Genomic DNA, 15,653 nt, shown 5'->3' on the forward strand with positions numbered 1-15,653 from the left:
GTCCCTCAGCTGTCCTTGAGCATCGCCAGCGCCGCCTCGAACAGCGCGCTGCCCGGTTCGGCGAAGCGGTCGACCACGCTGAAATGGTCGGCGCCCGGTTCCACGATCTCCCGCACCGCGTTGCCCTGCGCGGCCCAAGCCAGGGCGTAGTCGGCCTGCTGGCGGTGCATCGCGTCGGTCTCAAGGCCGCCCAGCGCCGGCATCAGCAGCGGGGCGGGGGCGGGAACGGCGTGGATCGGGCTCAACCGCCGCGCCGAGTCGGGATCGAGCCGCAACTGCTCGTTCACCTCGAAGCCGAGCATCGGCTCCAGGTCGTAGAGGCCGCTGATCGGGATGCCCCCGGCCACGCGGTCGCGATTCTCCGAGACCAGCTTCGCCGTCAGATGGCCGCCCGCCGAATGGCCGGACACCACCACCCGCCGCGGGTCGCCGCCGAAGCCGGCCGCGTTGGCGATCACCCAGTCCAGCCCGGCCTGGGCGTGGCCGCACAGCGCGTCCATCGTCACATCCGGGCACAGGCCGTAGCCGAGCAGGACCACCGCCACCCCGCGCTCCACATAGGGTGCGGCGATGAAGGAATGCAGGTCCTTCGACAGGGCGCGCCAGTAGCCGCCGTGGATGAAGACCAGCACCGGCGCGCTCTCCCCGGCGGGGAAGACGTCGGCGCGCTGGCGCGGGTGCGGGCCGGTGGCAATGTCGCAGCGGCCGTTGAGCCGGGCGCGCACCGCCTCGCTTTCCGCCTGCCAGCGGGCGAAATAGGCCGGGTGCTCCGGCACCAGCTTGCGGAAATTGTACTGGCGGTCGATCTCGGCGGCGGTCATGCCGGCATACAGGGGTTCAGACGCCAAGATAACGCTCCTTCAACGTGGGATCGGCGAGCAGGGCGGCGGAGCTGCCGGACCACACCAGCCGCCCCTTCTCGATGACGTGATGGCGGTCGGCCAGGGCTGCGAGGGCGTGCACGTTCTTGTCCACCACCAGGATCGCCTGCCCCTCGCCCTTCAGGCGGGCGAGGCAGTCCCAGATCTCCTGGCGGACCAGCGGGGCCAGCCCCTCCGTCGCCTCGTCGAGGATCAGCAGCTTGGGGTTGGTCATCAGGGCGCGCCCGACGGCGAGCATCTGCTGCTCCCCGCCCGACAGGTTGCGGGCGAGGTTGCCGGCGCGCTCGGCCAGCCGGGGGAACAGGGCGTGGACCCGCTCCACCGTCCAGGGATCGCGCCGGGCGAAGCGGTTGGCGGCGGTGGCGATCAGGTTCTCGCGCACGGTCAGGGTGGGGAAGACCTGCCGCCCCTCCGGCACCAGGGCGATGCCGGCGCGCGCGATGCGGTGCGGCGGGCGGCCGGCGATCTCCGCGCCCTCGAAGGCGATGGAGCCGCCGGTCGGCGCCACGAGGCCCATGATGGCCTTGATGGTCGTGGTCTTGCCCATGCCGTTGCGGCCCATCAGGGTCACCGCCTCCCCGGCGTCGACGGACAGCTCCATGCCGAACAGCGCCTGGCTGGAGCCGTAGGCGGCGGTCAGGTTGGCGACGCGCAGCATCAGGCGACCTCCAACTCGTCGCCGAGATAGGCCTCGCGCACCGCGGGGTCGTTGCGGATCTGCTCCGGGGTGCCGCTGGCGAGGTCCTTGCCGCGCACCAGCACGGTGATGCGGTCGGCCAGTGCGAAGACGGCGTCCATGTCGTGCTCGACCAGCAGGATCGTCACGCCGCCCTTCAACTCCCGCAGCAGCCCAACCATGCGGGCGGAGTCCTCCGGCCCCATGCCGGCCATCGGCTCGTCGAGCAGCAGCAGGCGCGGACCGGTGGCCAGGGCCATCGCCAGTTCGAGCTGCCGCTTCTCGCCATGGGCCAGCGCGTCGGCGCGGGTGTCGGCCCGCGCGCCCAGCCCGACCCGCTCCAGCACGGCGCGGGCTGGCTCCGTCAGCCGCCGGTCGCGCCCGGCGTCGCGCCAGAAGCGGAAGCTGTGCCCGGCGTGGGCCTGCACCGCCAGCGCCACGTTGTCGAGCGCCGTGAAGCTGGGGAAGATCGAGGTGATCTGGAAGCTGCGCGCCAGCCCGCGCCGCGCCCGTTTATGCACGGGCAGGCGGGTCACGTCGCGCCCGTCGAACAGGATGGTCCCGGAATCGGGAGTCAGCTCCCCCGACAGCTGGCCGATCAGGGTGGTCTTGCCGGCCCCGTTCGGGCCGATCAGGGCGTGCAGTTCCCCCTCCGCGACGGACAGCGAGAGGCCGTCGGTGGCGGCCAGACCGCCGAAGCGCTTGACCAGCGAGTCGGTGCTCAGCAGGGGGCGGCTCACGGGCGCCTCCCGGCGACGACGCCCCACAACCCTTTGCGGGCGTACAGCACAAGAAGGATCAGCACCGGCCCCAGCACGATCTTCCAATGCTCGCCCAGCCCAGCGTGGGCGAGGTCCATCAGCTCCGGCACGAACTCCTCCAGCAGCAGGAGCGCGGCGGCGCCCAGCACCGGGCCGATCAGCGTGCCGATGCCGCCCAGCACGACCATCACGATGAGATCGCCTGAGCGGCTCCAATGCAGATACTGCGGCCCGACGAACATGGTGGCGTTGGCGAGCAGCGCCCCGGCCAGTCCGGCCAGCGCCCCGGCGATGACGAAGGCGACGAGCTTGTAGCGGGTGACCGGGTAGCCGAGGGCGGCCATCCGCCGCTCGTTGTCCTTGGCGCCGCGGATCACCCGCCCGAAGCGGGAGTTGACCAGCCGCCAGCCCAGCGCCAGCGCCGCCACCAGAAGCCCCAGCACCACGTAATAGAAGGTGGTGTGGTCGGCGATGTTCAGCGGGGCGGGCAGGGTGGAGCGGCTCCACAGCGCGATGCCGTCGTCCCCGCCATAGGCCTTCAGCCCGGTCATCAGGTAGAAGAGCATCTGGGCGAAGGCCAGCGTGATCATGATGAAGGGCACGCCGGTGGTGCGCAGCGAGATCGCCCCCACCGGCAGCGCCGCCAGCGCCCCGGCCAGCATGGCCAGCGGCCAGACGATCAGCCCGTTCACCGTTCCGGGAAAGCCGAACAGCGTCGATCCGTCCGACTGGTGGGCGAACAGGATGCCGACGGCATAGCCGCCGATCCCGACGAAGGCGGCGTGGCCGAAACTGACCATCCCGCCGAAGCCCAGGATCAGGTCGAGGCTGACCGCCGCCAGGGCGAAGACCAGGATGCGCGTCGCCAGCCGCACGTAGAAGGGTTCCCCCATCCAGTCGGCGACGGTGGGGAGCGCCAGCGCGACGGCCAGCAGGATCAGCAAGGCGATGCGGGGGCGGGTGAGCAGGGCGGTTCGGGGCGCGGTCGGGGGCATGGAGGGCCGGAAAAGAGGGGCGGTCAACCAACCGACAGGCCAATCGGCAGGCCAATCGGTAGGCCCGTCTTTTCGCACAGATGGGCGGGCTTGAACACAAAAGGTCGCGCCGGCCCGCTCATCACCACCCGCTCATCACCACCCGCTCATCCCCAGGGCGTGTCGTGGTGGCGGCGCCGCCGCGACCGCAGGAGAAGCTGGCGTTCGGTGCAGCGCTTCATGTGCTCCGGCACCTCCGAGTCCTCGCCGACGATGGGGCCGCTCAGATAGGCGGCGCCCGCGGCCTCCGCCGTCTCCAGTTCCACCGGGGTGCGCACGCCGTCCACATAGGCGAACATGCCGAACTTGCGCGGTCCGGGGCAGAAGGTCTGCACCCGCTCCAGGATGTGCGGCTCGTCCTCCCGCCCGTCCAGCCGCAGCCCGACCCCCTTGACGCCGGCGGTTGCGTAGACCGACAGGTCGCCCGCGTCGTCGTGCAGGATGACCATGGCGGCGCGGGCGAAGGGGCGCAGCATCGCGACGATCTCGGCCAGCCGTCCATAGGGAACGCCGGCCGGCAGCCCGTCCAGCTCGAAGGCCAGGAAGGGCATCAGCACGCGCGGGATCATCCGGCAGGCCTGGATGTATTCCCGCCGCCGCCGGCTGGAGGCGAGCGTGCCGAAATGGACAGGGATGGTCTGGGCGTAGCGGAATTTGTTGGCGTACAACTCGTTGTAGGTACTGACCGCGAGGCTCAGCGTCTCCATGTCGAGGTCGAAGACGGCCTCCTCGCGCCCCGGGTCGAAAGCGTCCATGCAATTCAGATAGCGGGCGGTGTCGGCGTCGGTGCGGCAGCAGTAGGTCGACACCACCTTGTGCTTCACGTCGAAGACCGGACGGAACAGGACCTTGGGGCGACTCTGCGGCGTGACGGTGTCCGCCGGCATCTCGGTCCAGTGCGGGCGCCGCGCCTCCACCGCGGGAATGGCGTCGTCGGTTGGCGGGGGGGAGGCCGCGGCGGTGCCTTCCGGGCCATGGACGGCGTCCTTGAGCAGGTCGGCCAGCCGCGCGGTGTCCAGGGCGACCCCGCCGCCGACGTCGACCACCGCGGTCTTGACGGTGATGCGCCGCGTGTCGGCGTGGCCAAGCAGCGCCTGGTGCAGGCTTTCCATCACCTTGCTGCAGGTCAGCTGCGCCGATTTCCGGTCGGCCTGGGCGAAGACGATGATGTAGTGGTTCTCGCCGTAGCGGAACCAGACGTCGCGCGGCGACAGAACCTTCTTGAGCATGCGCTCGGCGTAAACATGCACCCGCTCGTTCACACTGCCCCAGCGGTCGCCCAACTCCTGCCGGATCTCGTCCAGGCCGATCAGGTGGACGGACCCCGCGGTGACCGTCTGGCTGTGCGTCAGGATCTGCCGGGCGCGCTCCTTGAAGGACTCGTCGATGGACTGGGTGGAGTCCGGGGCGAAGGACTGCGTGGGTCCGTCCTTCTGTTCCGGTGAGGTGCTGGCCGGACCGGAGGGATGGTGTGAAACCATGGCCGAGCCTCCCTTTCCGGTTTGGGGGAGCGCGCATCCAATGGCAGGGCAGTCGCCTGAAATGGGTGCGGACATGAAGGGATCGACTGCAGAAACAGAATGATCCTTTCGCACTTGCTAATGCGTTAACAGAGGCACTGAAACGGGCCTTGCAGACGGTCTATGCGGAAAGAGGGGAAGTCTTCGTCGGACTGGACTATGCCGACTCGCGCCGGGCCTTTACTCTGGCTCTCATCAGCATTTGCCTTTCGGTGCAACGCCGCATGTGTTCGGGAACATCGGAATCCTTGCCGATCACGGCGCCGCCGACATAGGCCGCCCCGGCCTCGATCGCCGCCTGGAATTGCTCGACGTTCCGGATGCCGTCCAGATAGGCGAACAGGCCGTGTTTGCGCGGGGCCGGGCAGAAGGCGTTGATCTTGTCGATGCAGCGCTGGTCGCCGTCCCGGAAATCCATGGACAGCCCAACCCCTTTGACGCCGGCGTTGGCATAGACCGCGATGTCAGTGGTGTCCTCCCGCAGGATGACGATGGCGGCGCGGCCGAAGGGGCGCAGCATGGTGACCATCTCGGCCAGCCTCCCGTTGGGAATGCCCAGCGGCAGCCCTTCAAGTTCGAAGGCCAGGAAAGGGATCAAGTAATTGGGGATCATCCGGCACGACTGGAGATACTCCCGCCGCCGTCGCGCCGAGGCGAGGGTTTCGAAGTGGACCGGAATGGTCTGGGCGTAACGGAATTTGTTCTTGTAAAGTTCATTGTAGGTGCTGATGGCGTGGCACAGGGTTTCCATATCGTAATCGAAAATGGCTTCTTCCTGCAGGACGTCGTCCAGCGTGATCTGGTTGATATGGCGGCAGGTGTAAAGATCCGGACGGCAGGTGTAGGTGGAGATCACCTTGTTCTTTACATCGTAGACCGGGCGGAACAGCACCTTCGGCTGTTGCGGCGGCTCTCCGTTGTCCAGGGCGAAACCGACAAGCGAAGGCCGCCGCCGCTCCTCGGCCTGCGGCTGGGCGGCCGGTTGGGCCGTCGGGTCGGTGCGATCCGCCGGGCGTTCCGGCTGGCTGGCGGCCCGGTGGAGCAGATCGTCCAGGCGGGCGCTGCCGATGGCGATGCTGCCGTCGATTTCCATCAGGGCGGTCTTGACGGTGATCTGGCTGGTATCGCTGTGGCCGAGCAGCGTCTGATGCAGGGTTTCGACGATCTTGCCGCAAATCAGTTGGGCGGCCTTTATGTCGGCATGGGCGAACACGATGATGAACTGGGCGTCGCCGTGCCGGAACCACACGTCCTGCGGGGACAGGATCTTTTCGAGCAGGCGGCCCGTGTAGTCCTGCACCCGTTCCTTCACGGTCTCCCACCGTTTGCCCAGATGGTCCCGGATGTCCTCCAGACCAATCAGATGAACGGCGCCGGCGGTGACGGTCCGTCCGCTGGAAAGGATATCCCGGGCCCTGTCTCGAAAGGCCGCGTCGTTCAGTTGGCAGGACGACCGACACTCCGCCGCCTTCGTGGCGGCGGTGCAATGGGACGTGGGGCCGGAGCAGGAGGATTCGGCGGACCCCTCCTGGGCGGAGGGGGGCGAATGGATTGCATTCACGGCAATAGCTCCCTTGCGACCGGCACAAACCTGTGTGTCGGTGTATTCCTGCCTTCTGAATGTTCGTCGTCTTAACAACAGTGTTACAGGGAAATTGCCGAAGAGTTAACAGCCGTGGGTTTTCCGGTGCGGTGCGGTGCGGAGGCGCTCCGGACACCCTGGGTGGGTGGTCTGCCACAAGCGGCCATGCACAAGCGGCCATGGCCGTTGACCCGCCGGCAGGACGGGATTATGCCGGGCCGGCCTGTGGGCATGGGGAAAGGGTGGGGACATGAACGCGAAGAATGCAGTGGTGCTGGTCAGCGGCGGGCTGGACTCCACGACGGTGCTGGCGATCGCCCGGGAGCAGGGGTACCGGCTGAACGCGCTCAGCTTCCGCTATGGGCAGCGCCACGCGGTGGAGCTGGAGGCGGCCAAACGCGTCGCCGCTGCCATGGCGGTGGACCGCCACGTCATCGCCGACATCGACCTGCGGGCCTTCGGCGGCTCCGCCCTGACCGATACCATCGAGGTGCCAAAGCATGCCAGCGCGGCGGAGCTGGGGACGGGCATCCCGGTGACCTACGTCCCGGCGCGCAACACGGTGTTCCTGTCCTTCGCGCTGGCCTGGGCGGAGACGCTGCAGGCGTCGGATATCTTCATCGGCGTGAACGCGCTGGATTATTCCGGCTACCCGGACTGCCGGCCCGAATACATCGCCGCCTTCGAGACCATGGCGAACCTCGCCACCAAGGCGGGGGTGGAGGGCACCAGCCGGTTCACGATCCACGCCCCGCTGATGACGCTCGACAAGGCGGGCATCATCCGCCGCGGGCTGGAACTGGGGGTGGATTACGGCCTGACCCACTCCTGCTACGACCCGGCGCCGGACGGCACGGCCTGCGGCTCCTGCGACAGCTGCCTGCTGCGGCTGAAAGGCTTCCAGGAGGCCGGGCTGGCCGATCCGGTGGCTTATGCCGGGGCGTGACGCACGCCGTCAATGGGCCGGGAACAGCCCCTTGGGCTTGATCGCCAGGACCACCGCCATCAGCACGTAGATCGCCATGGAGGCCAGGGCCGCCCCGGCGGCACTGGCGTTGGCGGCGTCCATCACCAGACGGAAGGCGGCGGGCAGCAGGGCGCGGCCCAGCGTGTCCACCATGCCGACCAGCAGGGCGCCGGCCAGCGCCCCGCGGATCGAGCCGATGCCGCCGATCACGATGACCACGAAGGTGAGGATCAGGATCTGCTCGCCCATGCCGACCTGAACCGCCAGCACCGGCCCGGCCATGGCGCCGGCCAGCCCGGCCAGCCCGCAGCCCAGCGCGAAGACCAGCCCGAACAGCCGCCGGACGTCCACCCCCAGCGCCATCACCATCTCGCGGTTGGTGGCCCCGGCGCGGATCAGCATGCCGACCCGCGTGCGGGCGATCAGCAGCCACAGGAACACCGCCACCGCGATGCCGACGGCGAGGATGGCCAGCCGGAAGGCCGGGTATGTCAGCCCGAACAGGTCCACCGTCCCGGCCAGCGCCGCCGGCGGGTTCAGGAAGATGGGGACCGGGCCGAAGACGATCTTCACCAGCTCGTTGAAGAACAGGATCAGCCCGAAGGTCGCCAGCACCTGATCCAGGTGGTCGCGGCGGTAGAGCGTGCGCAGCGCCACCGCCTCCACCACCAGCCCGAGCAGCGCCGTCAGCAGCACCGCCGCCGCCAGCGCCAGCGGGAAGCTGTCCAGCACCGGCACCAGCGCCGCCGTCAGGTAGGCGCCGACCATGTAGAAGGTGCCGTGGGCGAGGTTGATGAGGTCCATGATGCCGAAGACGAGCGTCAGCCCGGCGGCCATCAGGAACAGCATCACGCCGAGCTGAAGCCCGTTCAGCCCCTGTTCGACGAGGAGGAGCGCGTCCATTCTCCGGCGTCCTGGCTGCGCCTCACTTCATCGGGCAGTCTTTGACGTAGGCGTCAGCGTGGTTGGTGAAGACCGTGGCGACGGTCTTGTTGGTCACCGCACCGTCGGCACCCTTCACCACCTCGCGCAGGTAGATGTTGTGGATCGGGTAATGGTTGGTGTTGAAGGCCACCTCGCCGCGCAGGCTTTGCAGCTTGGCCGAGGCCAGAGCGGCGCGCAGCTTGTCCTTGTCCTTCAGGTTGCCGCCGACCGCCTTCACCGCCGTGTCGATCAGCAGCGCCGTGTCGTAGCCCTGGGCGGCGTACATGGACGGGATGCGCCCGTACTTGGCCTTGAAGTCGGCGACGAACTTTTTGTTGGCGGCGTTGTCGAGGTCGGGGCTCCACTGCGCCGAGTTCTTGACGCCCAGCGCGGACTCGCCGACCGCCGACAGGATGTCCTGGTCGAAGGAGAAGCCGGGGCCGAACAGCGGCACGGCGCCCTTCAGCCCGGCCTGCTCATACTGCTTGATGAAGTTGATGCCCATGCCGCCGGGGTAGAAGACGTAGACGGCGTCCGGCGCCGCGGCCTTGAGCTGCGCCAGCTCCGCCGCGTAGTCGAGCTGCCCGACCTGGGTGTAGACCTCGCCCGCGACCGCGCCCTTGTAGTAGCGCTTGAAGCCGGCCAGCCCGTCCTTGCCCGCCGGGTAGTTGGGGGCCATCAGATAGACCTTCTTGAACCCCTCGTCCTGGACATGCTTGCCGACGGCCTCGTGGATCTGGTCGTTCTGGTAGGCGGCGTTGAAGAAATACGGGTTGCACTGCGCACCCGCCAGCTGCGACGGGCCGGCGTTCGGGCTGATGAAGAAGGTCTGCCCGCCGGCCAGCGTCGGCAGCATCGCCAGCGCGAGGTTCGACCAGACCACGCCGGTCACCATCTGCACGCGGTCGCGCTCGACCATGCGGTTGGCGAGGCCGACGGCGACGTCCGGCTTCTGCTGGTCGTCCGCCTCGATGACCTGGGTGTCCTGCCCGCCCAGCTTGCCGCCCGCATGCTCCACCGCCAGCGCGAAGCCGTCGCGGATGTCGATGCCCAGGCCCGCGCCGGGGCCGGACAGGGTGGTGATCATGCCGATCTTCAGCGTGTCCGCCGCCGCCGGGGTGGCGAGCAGGGCCAGCGCGGAGGCCAGCGTAAGCAGGTTGCGGGTCATGACGGTCCAGCCTCCAGGGGTTTTATGATTGATTTATGGGCAGTGCAGATTTCAGGCAGCCTGCAGCCGCCCGTCTGCCCAGGCGCGCGCCGTGGACGGGCGGCCCTCGGCATCGATCAGGCCGCGGGTGAAGAGTTCTTCGACATGGCGGATGAAGAAGGCGGCGGTGCTCTCCCGCTCCCAGCATTCCATCCAGTTCTGCTCCAGGAAGGCGAGGATCGCCGGCTGGCCCAGTTCGGCCTCCCACAGCACGCCGAGCAGGGAGGTCTGCTGCTCCTCGTGCATGCACTCCTCGAAGGTCAGCTTCTGCTGGCCGCGCGCCTCCTTGCGCAGCGTCGTCTCCGGCCCCGGCCCCAGGCCGAAGTCGTAGAGCGGACGGCGCTCGGGCGCCGCGACCAGCCAGTGGGCGACCTCATGCACGATCACCGTCGATTCCACGTCGGTGCGGATGACCTCCCCGTCCCACATGAAGGAGGTGTTGGGCGGCTCGTCCAGCGTGCCGATGCCGTGGGCGTGGGCCAGCCGCACCGCTTCGGCGCGCTGCTCCGGCGTGTCGACGCCGCCGGGCACCGGCCATGTGGCGGCGATGCGCCGGAAGGCGGCGAGGGGCAGGGGCTTGCCGGCCAGCAGGCGCTCGAAGGTCGCCAGGGCCTCCGGCATCGTCTCGGCCGGGATCGGGGTCAGGATCATGATGGGAAAAGCAGTCCGGGGTGCGCAATGACCCCTATTTGCCCAACAGGGCCGGCGCGGCGCAAGAAAAACCCCTCCTCCATCGCAATCGGATGGGAGGAGGGGTGAAGACGAAACCGTCAGGCCGCCCGCATGTCGGTCAGGAAGCGGGAGACGAAACCGCGCAGCCCCTCCGCCTCGCCGGTCAGCCCGTCGGCGGCGTCGAGCACCTGACGGGAGGCGTCGCCGGTGGCTTCCGCCGCCTGGGTCACCCCGGCGATGTTGCCGGACACCTCCTGGGTGCCGCGGGCGGCCTGCTGGACGTTGCGGCTGATCTCCTGGGTGGCCGCCCCCTGCTCCTCGACCGCCGCGGCGATGGTGGTGGAGATGTGGCTGATCTCGCCGATCACGCGGCCGATCTCGGCGATGGCCCCGGCGGCCTCGCGGCTGACCTGCTGGATGCCGGCGATCTGGCCGGAGATGTCCTCGGTCGCCTTGGCGGTCTGGTTGGCGAGGCTCTTGACCTCCGACGCGACGACGGCGAAGCCCTTGCCGGCCTCGCCCGCCCGGGCGGCCTCGATGGTGGCGTTGAGCGCCAGCAGGTTGGTCTGGCTGGCGATGTCGTTGATGAGCTGCACCACCTCGCCGATGCGCTGGGCGGCGTCGACCAGTCCGCGCACGGTGGCGTCGGTCCGCTCGGCGGTGCTGACCGCCTGCCCGGCGATGCTGTTGCTCTGGGCGACCTGCCGGCTGATCTCCTGGATCGAGCTGGAGAGCTCCTCCGCGGCGGCGGCGACGGTCTCCACGTTGGCGGTGGCCTGGGTGGAGGCGGCGGCGACGGCGCTGGCCTGCCGGGTGGTCTGCTCGGCGGTGGCCGACATGCCCTGGGCCGTGCTGTTGAGCTGGGTGGCGGCGGAGGAGACGCGGGACAGCACCTCCATCACCATGCGGTCGAATTCGCGGGTCAGGGAGTCGATGCGCTCCGACCGCTCGCGGCGGGTCTCATGCTCCGCGGCCTGTTCCGCGGCCATGCGGTCGGCCTCGATCAGGCTGTGCTTGAAAACCTCCACGGCCTTGGCCATGCCGCCGATCTCGTCGCCGCGGCCGAGGCCGGGCACGTCCACCCGGCGGTCGCCGCCGGCCAGACGGGTCATGGTGTCGGTCATCGAGACGATGGGCCGCGACAGACCGCGCCCGATCATCAGGGCCGAGATCAGCCCGAGCAGGACGGCGACCGCGGCGGCGGCGGTGGTCATCGTCCGGGCGCGGTCGATGTTCTCCGTGGCGGTGGTACCGAGCGCCGCCTGCTGGCGGACGCTGGCGTCGCGCAGCTGTTCGACCCGCGCGTTGACGGTCGGGCCGAGCGTCTCCAGCACCTGCGAGACCAGCTCGTCCCGCTTGGTGGTGGCGACGACCACCTTCTCGAATTGGGTGGCGAAGACGCGCTGGTAGGCCAGGAAGGACGAGGCGCCGCGGCGTCGCTCCAGCTCGGTCAGCTTGGCGAGCATCGCGTTGCCGCGCTCGCGGGCGCTCTGAAGCTCCTTGCGGAAGATGTCGGCGCTCTCCGCCGAGCCGTCGGTCAGGAAGCGGTTGGCGGTGTTGCGGGCGGCGAGGAAGTGGCGGGCGGCCATGCCCGCCTGATAGGCGGCTTCGGTGTCTCCATCGGCGTAGGCGCTGTCCATGACGCCGCTGAGCGCCTTCTCCATCTTGACCCCGAGGTCGAGAAGCTCCGCCGACGCCTCGCTGCGGGTCGCCTGGAACTCCATGATGCGGGTGAAGGCCTCGCGGTATTGGCCCAGTTCATCGTCCATCTGCGTTACCGTGCGGTTCAGGGCCGGCTCGGTGAACAGGGTCTTGGCCTCGTCGATCCGCCCGTCGAGGTCGGCGGCCAGCGAGTCCACCGTGTGGGCGGCCTCCTCGCTGCCGGTCAGCAGGAAGGTCTTGGCCTGGAGCTGGAGCTCCAGCATCGTCGCCTGGATGCGGCCGACCTCGGTGGTCTGGCGGGCCAAGGTCTGATAGGTCGCGAAGCCGTGCTTGGCGTCCATCAGGGCGTAGACCCCGATGCCGCCGATGGCGACCAGGAAGAGGAGAACCCCGGCGTTCGCCGCGGTGATCTTGGTGCCGACCCGAAGATGGTTGAACAGGCTCATGGTCGGGAAAACTCCGGATGAGGCTGAATGGTTTAGATACAAAACATGGCAGTGTCCGCTTACCAATTCATTAAGTGTGCCAACTGGTTTCCAGCCCCCGAAAACGGGCATGAGGCCCCTCCGCGCACGCTTGGGGATGTCCTTATCCTTCCGGGTTCTGGCGGTTTCGCGGGGCCTTGGAATATTTGTCGGGACCGTGGCGTTAGCCCACCAGCGACGGACCGTTCCGGCGCCGGTTCCAGCGATGTGCTGGTCACGGCTTAGGCCGTGGATGGTCACAATAGAGGCGTTTTGCTCATCCACATGTATCGTGCTATATGCCAAAGGGCGAAGCGCCCCGCCGGGGACGCCTGCCTGGACCCCTCCGACCCGGCTCGTGATCATCTGACCCAACGGCCGGCCATGTCCCTGACCGACGCGCCCACTCTGGCGGCTTCCGCCAACACCGCTCCCAACACCACCCCCAGCCCAGGCGACGCCGCTTCCACCCCGAAGCCGTCGCGCTCCGCCCGCACGAAGCGGGGGCGCCTGTCGGTGGTGATCCCCTTCTACAACGAAGGCCCCAACATCGCGGCGCTGTTCGAACGGCTGGTGCCCGTGCTCGACCGGCTGGACGCGGAGTGGGAGGTGGTCTGCGTCAACGACGGCAGCCGCGACGACACGCTCGACCGTCTCCTGGACGTCCATGATGCCGACCCGCGGGTCAAGGTGGTCGACCTGTCGCGCAACTTCGGCAAGGAGCTGGCCCTGTCGGCCGGGCTGCGCCACACCACCGGCGACGCCGTGGTGCCGATGGACGCCGACCTCCAGCACCCGCCGGAGCTGCTGCCCCAGTTCCTCGCCAAATGGCGCGAGGGCTACGACGTGGTCGTCGCCGTGCGCCACGCGCGGGTGGGGCAGAGCCTGAGGCACCGGATGTTCGCCCGCGCCTTCTACTGGATCTTCGATAACCTGTCGGAGGTCAAGCTGCCGCGCGAGGTCGGCGACTTCCGGTTGATGGACCGGCGGGTGGTCGACGTCATCAACCGCATGCCCGAACGCACGCGTTTCATGAAGGGCATCTTCGCCTGGGTCGGCTTCCGTCAGGCCAGCATTCCCTACCAGCAGGGGGAGCGCGCCGGCGGCGACACCAAATGGGGCTTCCTGAAGTTGCTCAGCCTGTCCTTCGATGGGCTGACTGCCTTCTCCACCTTCCCGCTGCGGGTGTGGAGCCTGGTGGGCATGGCGATCTCCGGCTTCGCCTTCGTCTACATCCTGCTGCGCCTGCTGCGCACCCTGATCTACGGCATCGACGTGCCCGGTTACGAATCGCTGCTGGCCGCGGTGCTGTTCATGGGCGGCATCCAGCTCGTCACGCTGGGGGTCATCGGCGACTATCTCGGCCGCGTGTTCAACGAGGTGAAGGGACGTCCCCTCTACATCGTCCGTTCCGCGCACGGATTCGAGGATCAAGCCGCGGCCCCGGCATCCAATTCAGCGGCCAACCCGGGGGCTTGGCGCCGGCCCGGAAGCGAGGACCGCCCTTCATGAGCCTGATGCCGCCGCTCGGCCTGAATCCCCTCGGGGCGACGTCCCCGGCGGGCGTCCTCTCCCAGCGCCGCGCCGGAGCCCTGTGGGACGACATGGCGCGCGCGCTTCTGCTGTGTCTGATCATCCTCGCCGCGCTGACCTTCCGGAACTACGGGATCAGCACCGACGAGGAGGTGCAGCATATCTACGGCAAGAAGCTGCTGTCCTTCTACCTGTCCGGCTTCACCGACCGGTCGGCCTTCCATTTCAAGGACCTGTACCTGTATGGCGGGCTGTTCGATCTGGTGACCGCCCTGGTGGTCCCGATCTCGCCGTTCGAGGAGTACGAGACGCGCCACCTGCTCTGCGCGCTGGTCGGGGTGCTGGGCATCGCCGGCTGCTGGCGTTACGCGCGGCTGCTGGCCGGGCCGCGGGCGGGGTTCCTGGCGGCGGCGCTGCTGGCACTATCCGGCGTCTATTACGGCGCCATGTTCAACAACACCAAGGACGTGCCCTTCGCCGCGGGCATGGTGTGGACGCTCTATTTCGCCACCCGCATCATCGGCCAGATGCCGGCCCCGCGCCGCAGCGCGGTGCTGAAATTCGGGCTGGCGCTGGGCCTGACCCTGTCGATCCGGGTGGGCGGGGTGTTGGCCGGCTTCTACCTCGCGGTGGCGCTGGCGCTCTATGTGGTGCTGGTGGCGTGGCAGGGCGGGTTGCGGCCGGCGCTGGGCGTCGTGCGGCGCGCCGTGCCGCCCCTGCTGCCGGCCATTCCGCTGGCCTATGCGGTGATGGCGCTGTTCTGGCCCTGGGCGGTGCAGAGGCCGCTGAACCCGCTGGAGGCGCTGCGCGTCGTCTCGCATTTCCCCATCGACATCCAGACGCTGTTCATGGGGCAGATGGTCAGCTCCGCCGCCCCGCCGGCGCTCTATCTGCCGGTCTATCTCGGGGTGAAGCTGCCGGAGGCGGTGCTGCTGGGCACCCTGGCCGCGGTGGTGCTGGCCGCCCTGTGGGTGGTGCGTGGCGGCTGGCGGAGCGTGGACGGCGCCTTCGGCGCGGTGCGCTGGGTGCCGCTGGCGCTGGCGGCCTTCCTGCCGGTGCTCCTCTTCATGCTGATGCGTCCGTCCGTCTACAACGGCATCCGCCATTTCCTGTTCGTGGCGCCGCCGATGGCGGTGCTGGCCGGCATCGCCTTCGACCGGCTGTGGAGCGGGGCCGAGGCGCTGGGCCGGCGTACAGGACAGGCGTACGGGGCGGCGGCCATCGCGGTGGCCGTGCTGTACGCGTGGCAGCTCGGCGCCATGCACCCGAACCAGTACGTCTACTACAACCAGTTCGCCGGCGGGCTGAAAGGCGCCGAGGGGCGGTTCGAGCTGGATTACTGGGGCAACTCCCAGCACGAGGCGCTGGCCGAGCTGATCGCCCTGGTGGAGCGCGAGAACGGCGGCAAGGCGCCGCCGCGCCAGTACACCCTGTCGGTCTGTGGCAACACACTGGCCGTACGCTTCGAACTGCCGCCCTGGCTGAAGCTGGTCAACGGCACCGGTCTGGACTGGCGCAAGGCCGATTTCTTCATGGCCTTCACCCAGGTGAAGCAGTGCCCCAGCCTGCTGGGCGGCCAGCCGATCATCGAGGTCGCCGCCGACGACGTGCCCCTGACCATCGTCAAGGACCGCCGCCCGCCGCTGGCGGAAATACCCACCGAGTAGAATTCGGCCGAGTGACACGCCTCTCACCGGTCTAACCCGCCCGGCACAGCCTGCTCCGTTGGCGTGATGTCCGTCCGCGGGCGTACCGCCAGGCGGAACCGCT

At 68.8% G+C, this 15,653-nt stretch carries 13 protein-coding genes; 3 read left to right on the top strand and 10 right to left on the bottom strand.

The window, feature by feature from the left end:
- Nucleotides 1–5: 5 nt before the first annotated feature.
- From AC1DVI_RS12615 to AC1DVI_RS12640, 6 genes are all read right to left on the bottom strand, one after another.
- The gene (locus AC1DVI_RS12615; protein ID WP_476958251.1) at nt 6–848 is read right to left on the bottom strand and encodes an alpha/beta hydrolase; all 843 of its coding nucleotides are present in this window, start codon (nt 846–848) and stop codon (nt 6–8) included.
- Nucleotides 838–1,539, bottom strand: coding sequence for an ABC transporter ATP-binding protein (locus AC1DVI_RS12620; RefSeq protein WP_476958252.1), 702 nt, complete (start codon nt 1,537–1,539; stop codon nt 838–840). The genes AC1DVI_RS12615 and AC1DVI_RS12620 overlap by 11 nt, the downstream gene beginning before the upstream one ends.
- The gene (locus tag AC1DVI_RS12625) at nt 1,539–2,297 is read right to left on the bottom strand and encodes an ABC transporter ATP-binding protein (RefSeq protein ID WP_476958253.1); all 759 of its coding nucleotides are present in this window, start codon (nt 2,295–2,297) and stop codon (nt 1,539–1,541) included. Before AC1DVI_RS12625 ends, AC1DVI_RS12620 begins: the two co-directional genes overlap by 1 nt.
- Nucleotides 2,294–3,313: a branched-chain amino acid ABC transporter permease gene (locus AC1DVI_RS12630; protein WP_149164276.1), complete on the bottom strand. Its 1,020-nt coding sequence runs from the start codon at nt 3,311–3,313 to the stop codon at nt 2,294–2,296. Before AC1DVI_RS12630 ends, AC1DVI_RS12625 begins: the two co-directional genes overlap by 4 nt.
- Before the next feature lie 146 nt (nt 3,314–3,459).
- Entirely contained in the window at nt 3,460–4,833 is a 1,374-nt protein-coding gene (locus AC1DVI_RS12635; protein ID WP_476958254.1) for a nucleotidyl cyclase domain-containing protein, read from the bottom strand.
- Nucleotides 4,834–5,029: 196 nt separating this feature from the next.
- Nucleotides 5,030–6,433 carry a nucleotidyl cyclase domain-containing protein gene (locus tag AC1DVI_RS12640; protein WP_476958255.1) on the bottom strand — a complete coding sequence of 468 codons (1,404 nt, stop codon included), beginning with the start codon at nt 6,431–6,433 and terminating at the stop codon, nt 5,030–5,032.
- Between the two features lie 271 nt (nt 6,434–6,704).
- Here AC1DVI_RS12640 and queC point away from each other — a divergent pair, with 271 nt between their 5' ends.
- A complete protein-coding gene (gene queC, locus AC1DVI_RS12645; protein WP_476958256.1) occupies nt 6,705–7,400 on the top strand; it encodes a 7-cyano-7-deazaguanine synthase QueC in 696 nt (231 codons plus the stop codon).
- A 9-nt stretch (nt 7,401–7,409) separates the two neighbouring features.
- On the opposite strand, the gene AC1DVI_RS12650 is transcribed toward queC, so the two are convergent.
- The 4 genes from AC1DVI_RS12650 to AC1DVI_RS12665 form a co-directional block, all read right to left on the bottom strand.
- Nucleotides 7,410–8,324 carry a branched-chain amino acid ABC transporter permease gene (locus AC1DVI_RS12650; protein ID WP_476958257.1) on the bottom strand — a complete coding sequence of 305 codons (915 nt, stop codon included), beginning with the start codon at nt 8,322–8,324 and terminating at the stop codon, nt 7,410–7,412.
- Between the two features lie 22 nt (nt 8,325–8,346).
- A complete protein-coding gene (locus AC1DVI_RS12655) occupies nt 8,347–9,513 on the bottom strand; it encodes an ABC transporter substrate-binding protein (RefSeq protein ID WP_476958258.1) in 1,167 nt (388 codons plus the stop codon).
- 51 nt (nt 9,514–9,564) lie between these two features.
- The gene (locus AC1DVI_RS12660) at nt 9,565–10,203 is read right to left on the bottom strand and encodes a hypothetical protein (protein WP_476958259.1); all 639 of its coding nucleotides are present in this window, start codon (nt 10,201–10,203) and stop codon (nt 9,565–9,567) included.
- A 119-nt stretch (nt 10,204–10,322) separates the two neighbouring features.
- Nucleotides 10,323–12,332 (bottom strand): methyl-accepting chemotaxis protein, encoded by a 2,010-nt coding sequence (locus tag AC1DVI_RS12665; RefSeq protein ID WP_476958260.1) that lies wholly within the window; start codon nt 12,330–12,332, stop codon nt 10,323–10,325.
- A gap of 402 nt (nt 12,333–12,734) precedes the next feature.
- Here AC1DVI_RS12665 and AC1DVI_RS12670 point away from each other — a divergent pair, with 402 nt between their 5' ends.
- Entirely contained in the window at nt 12,735–13,862 is a 1,128-nt protein-coding gene (locus AC1DVI_RS12670) for a glycosyltransferase family 2 protein (protein WP_476958261.1), read from the top strand.
- Nucleotides 13,859–15,550, top strand: a complete 1,692-nt coding sequence (locus tag AC1DVI_RS12675) for a glycosyltransferase family 39 protein (protein ID WP_476958262.1) — start codon at nt 13,859–13,861, stop codon at nt 15,548–15,550. The genes AC1DVI_RS12670 and AC1DVI_RS12675 overlap by 4 nt, the downstream gene beginning before the upstream one ends.
- Nucleotides 15,551–15,653 lie beyond the last annotated feature (103 nt).

This window comes from Azospirillum sp. P4_B5 (assembly GCF_056402275.1).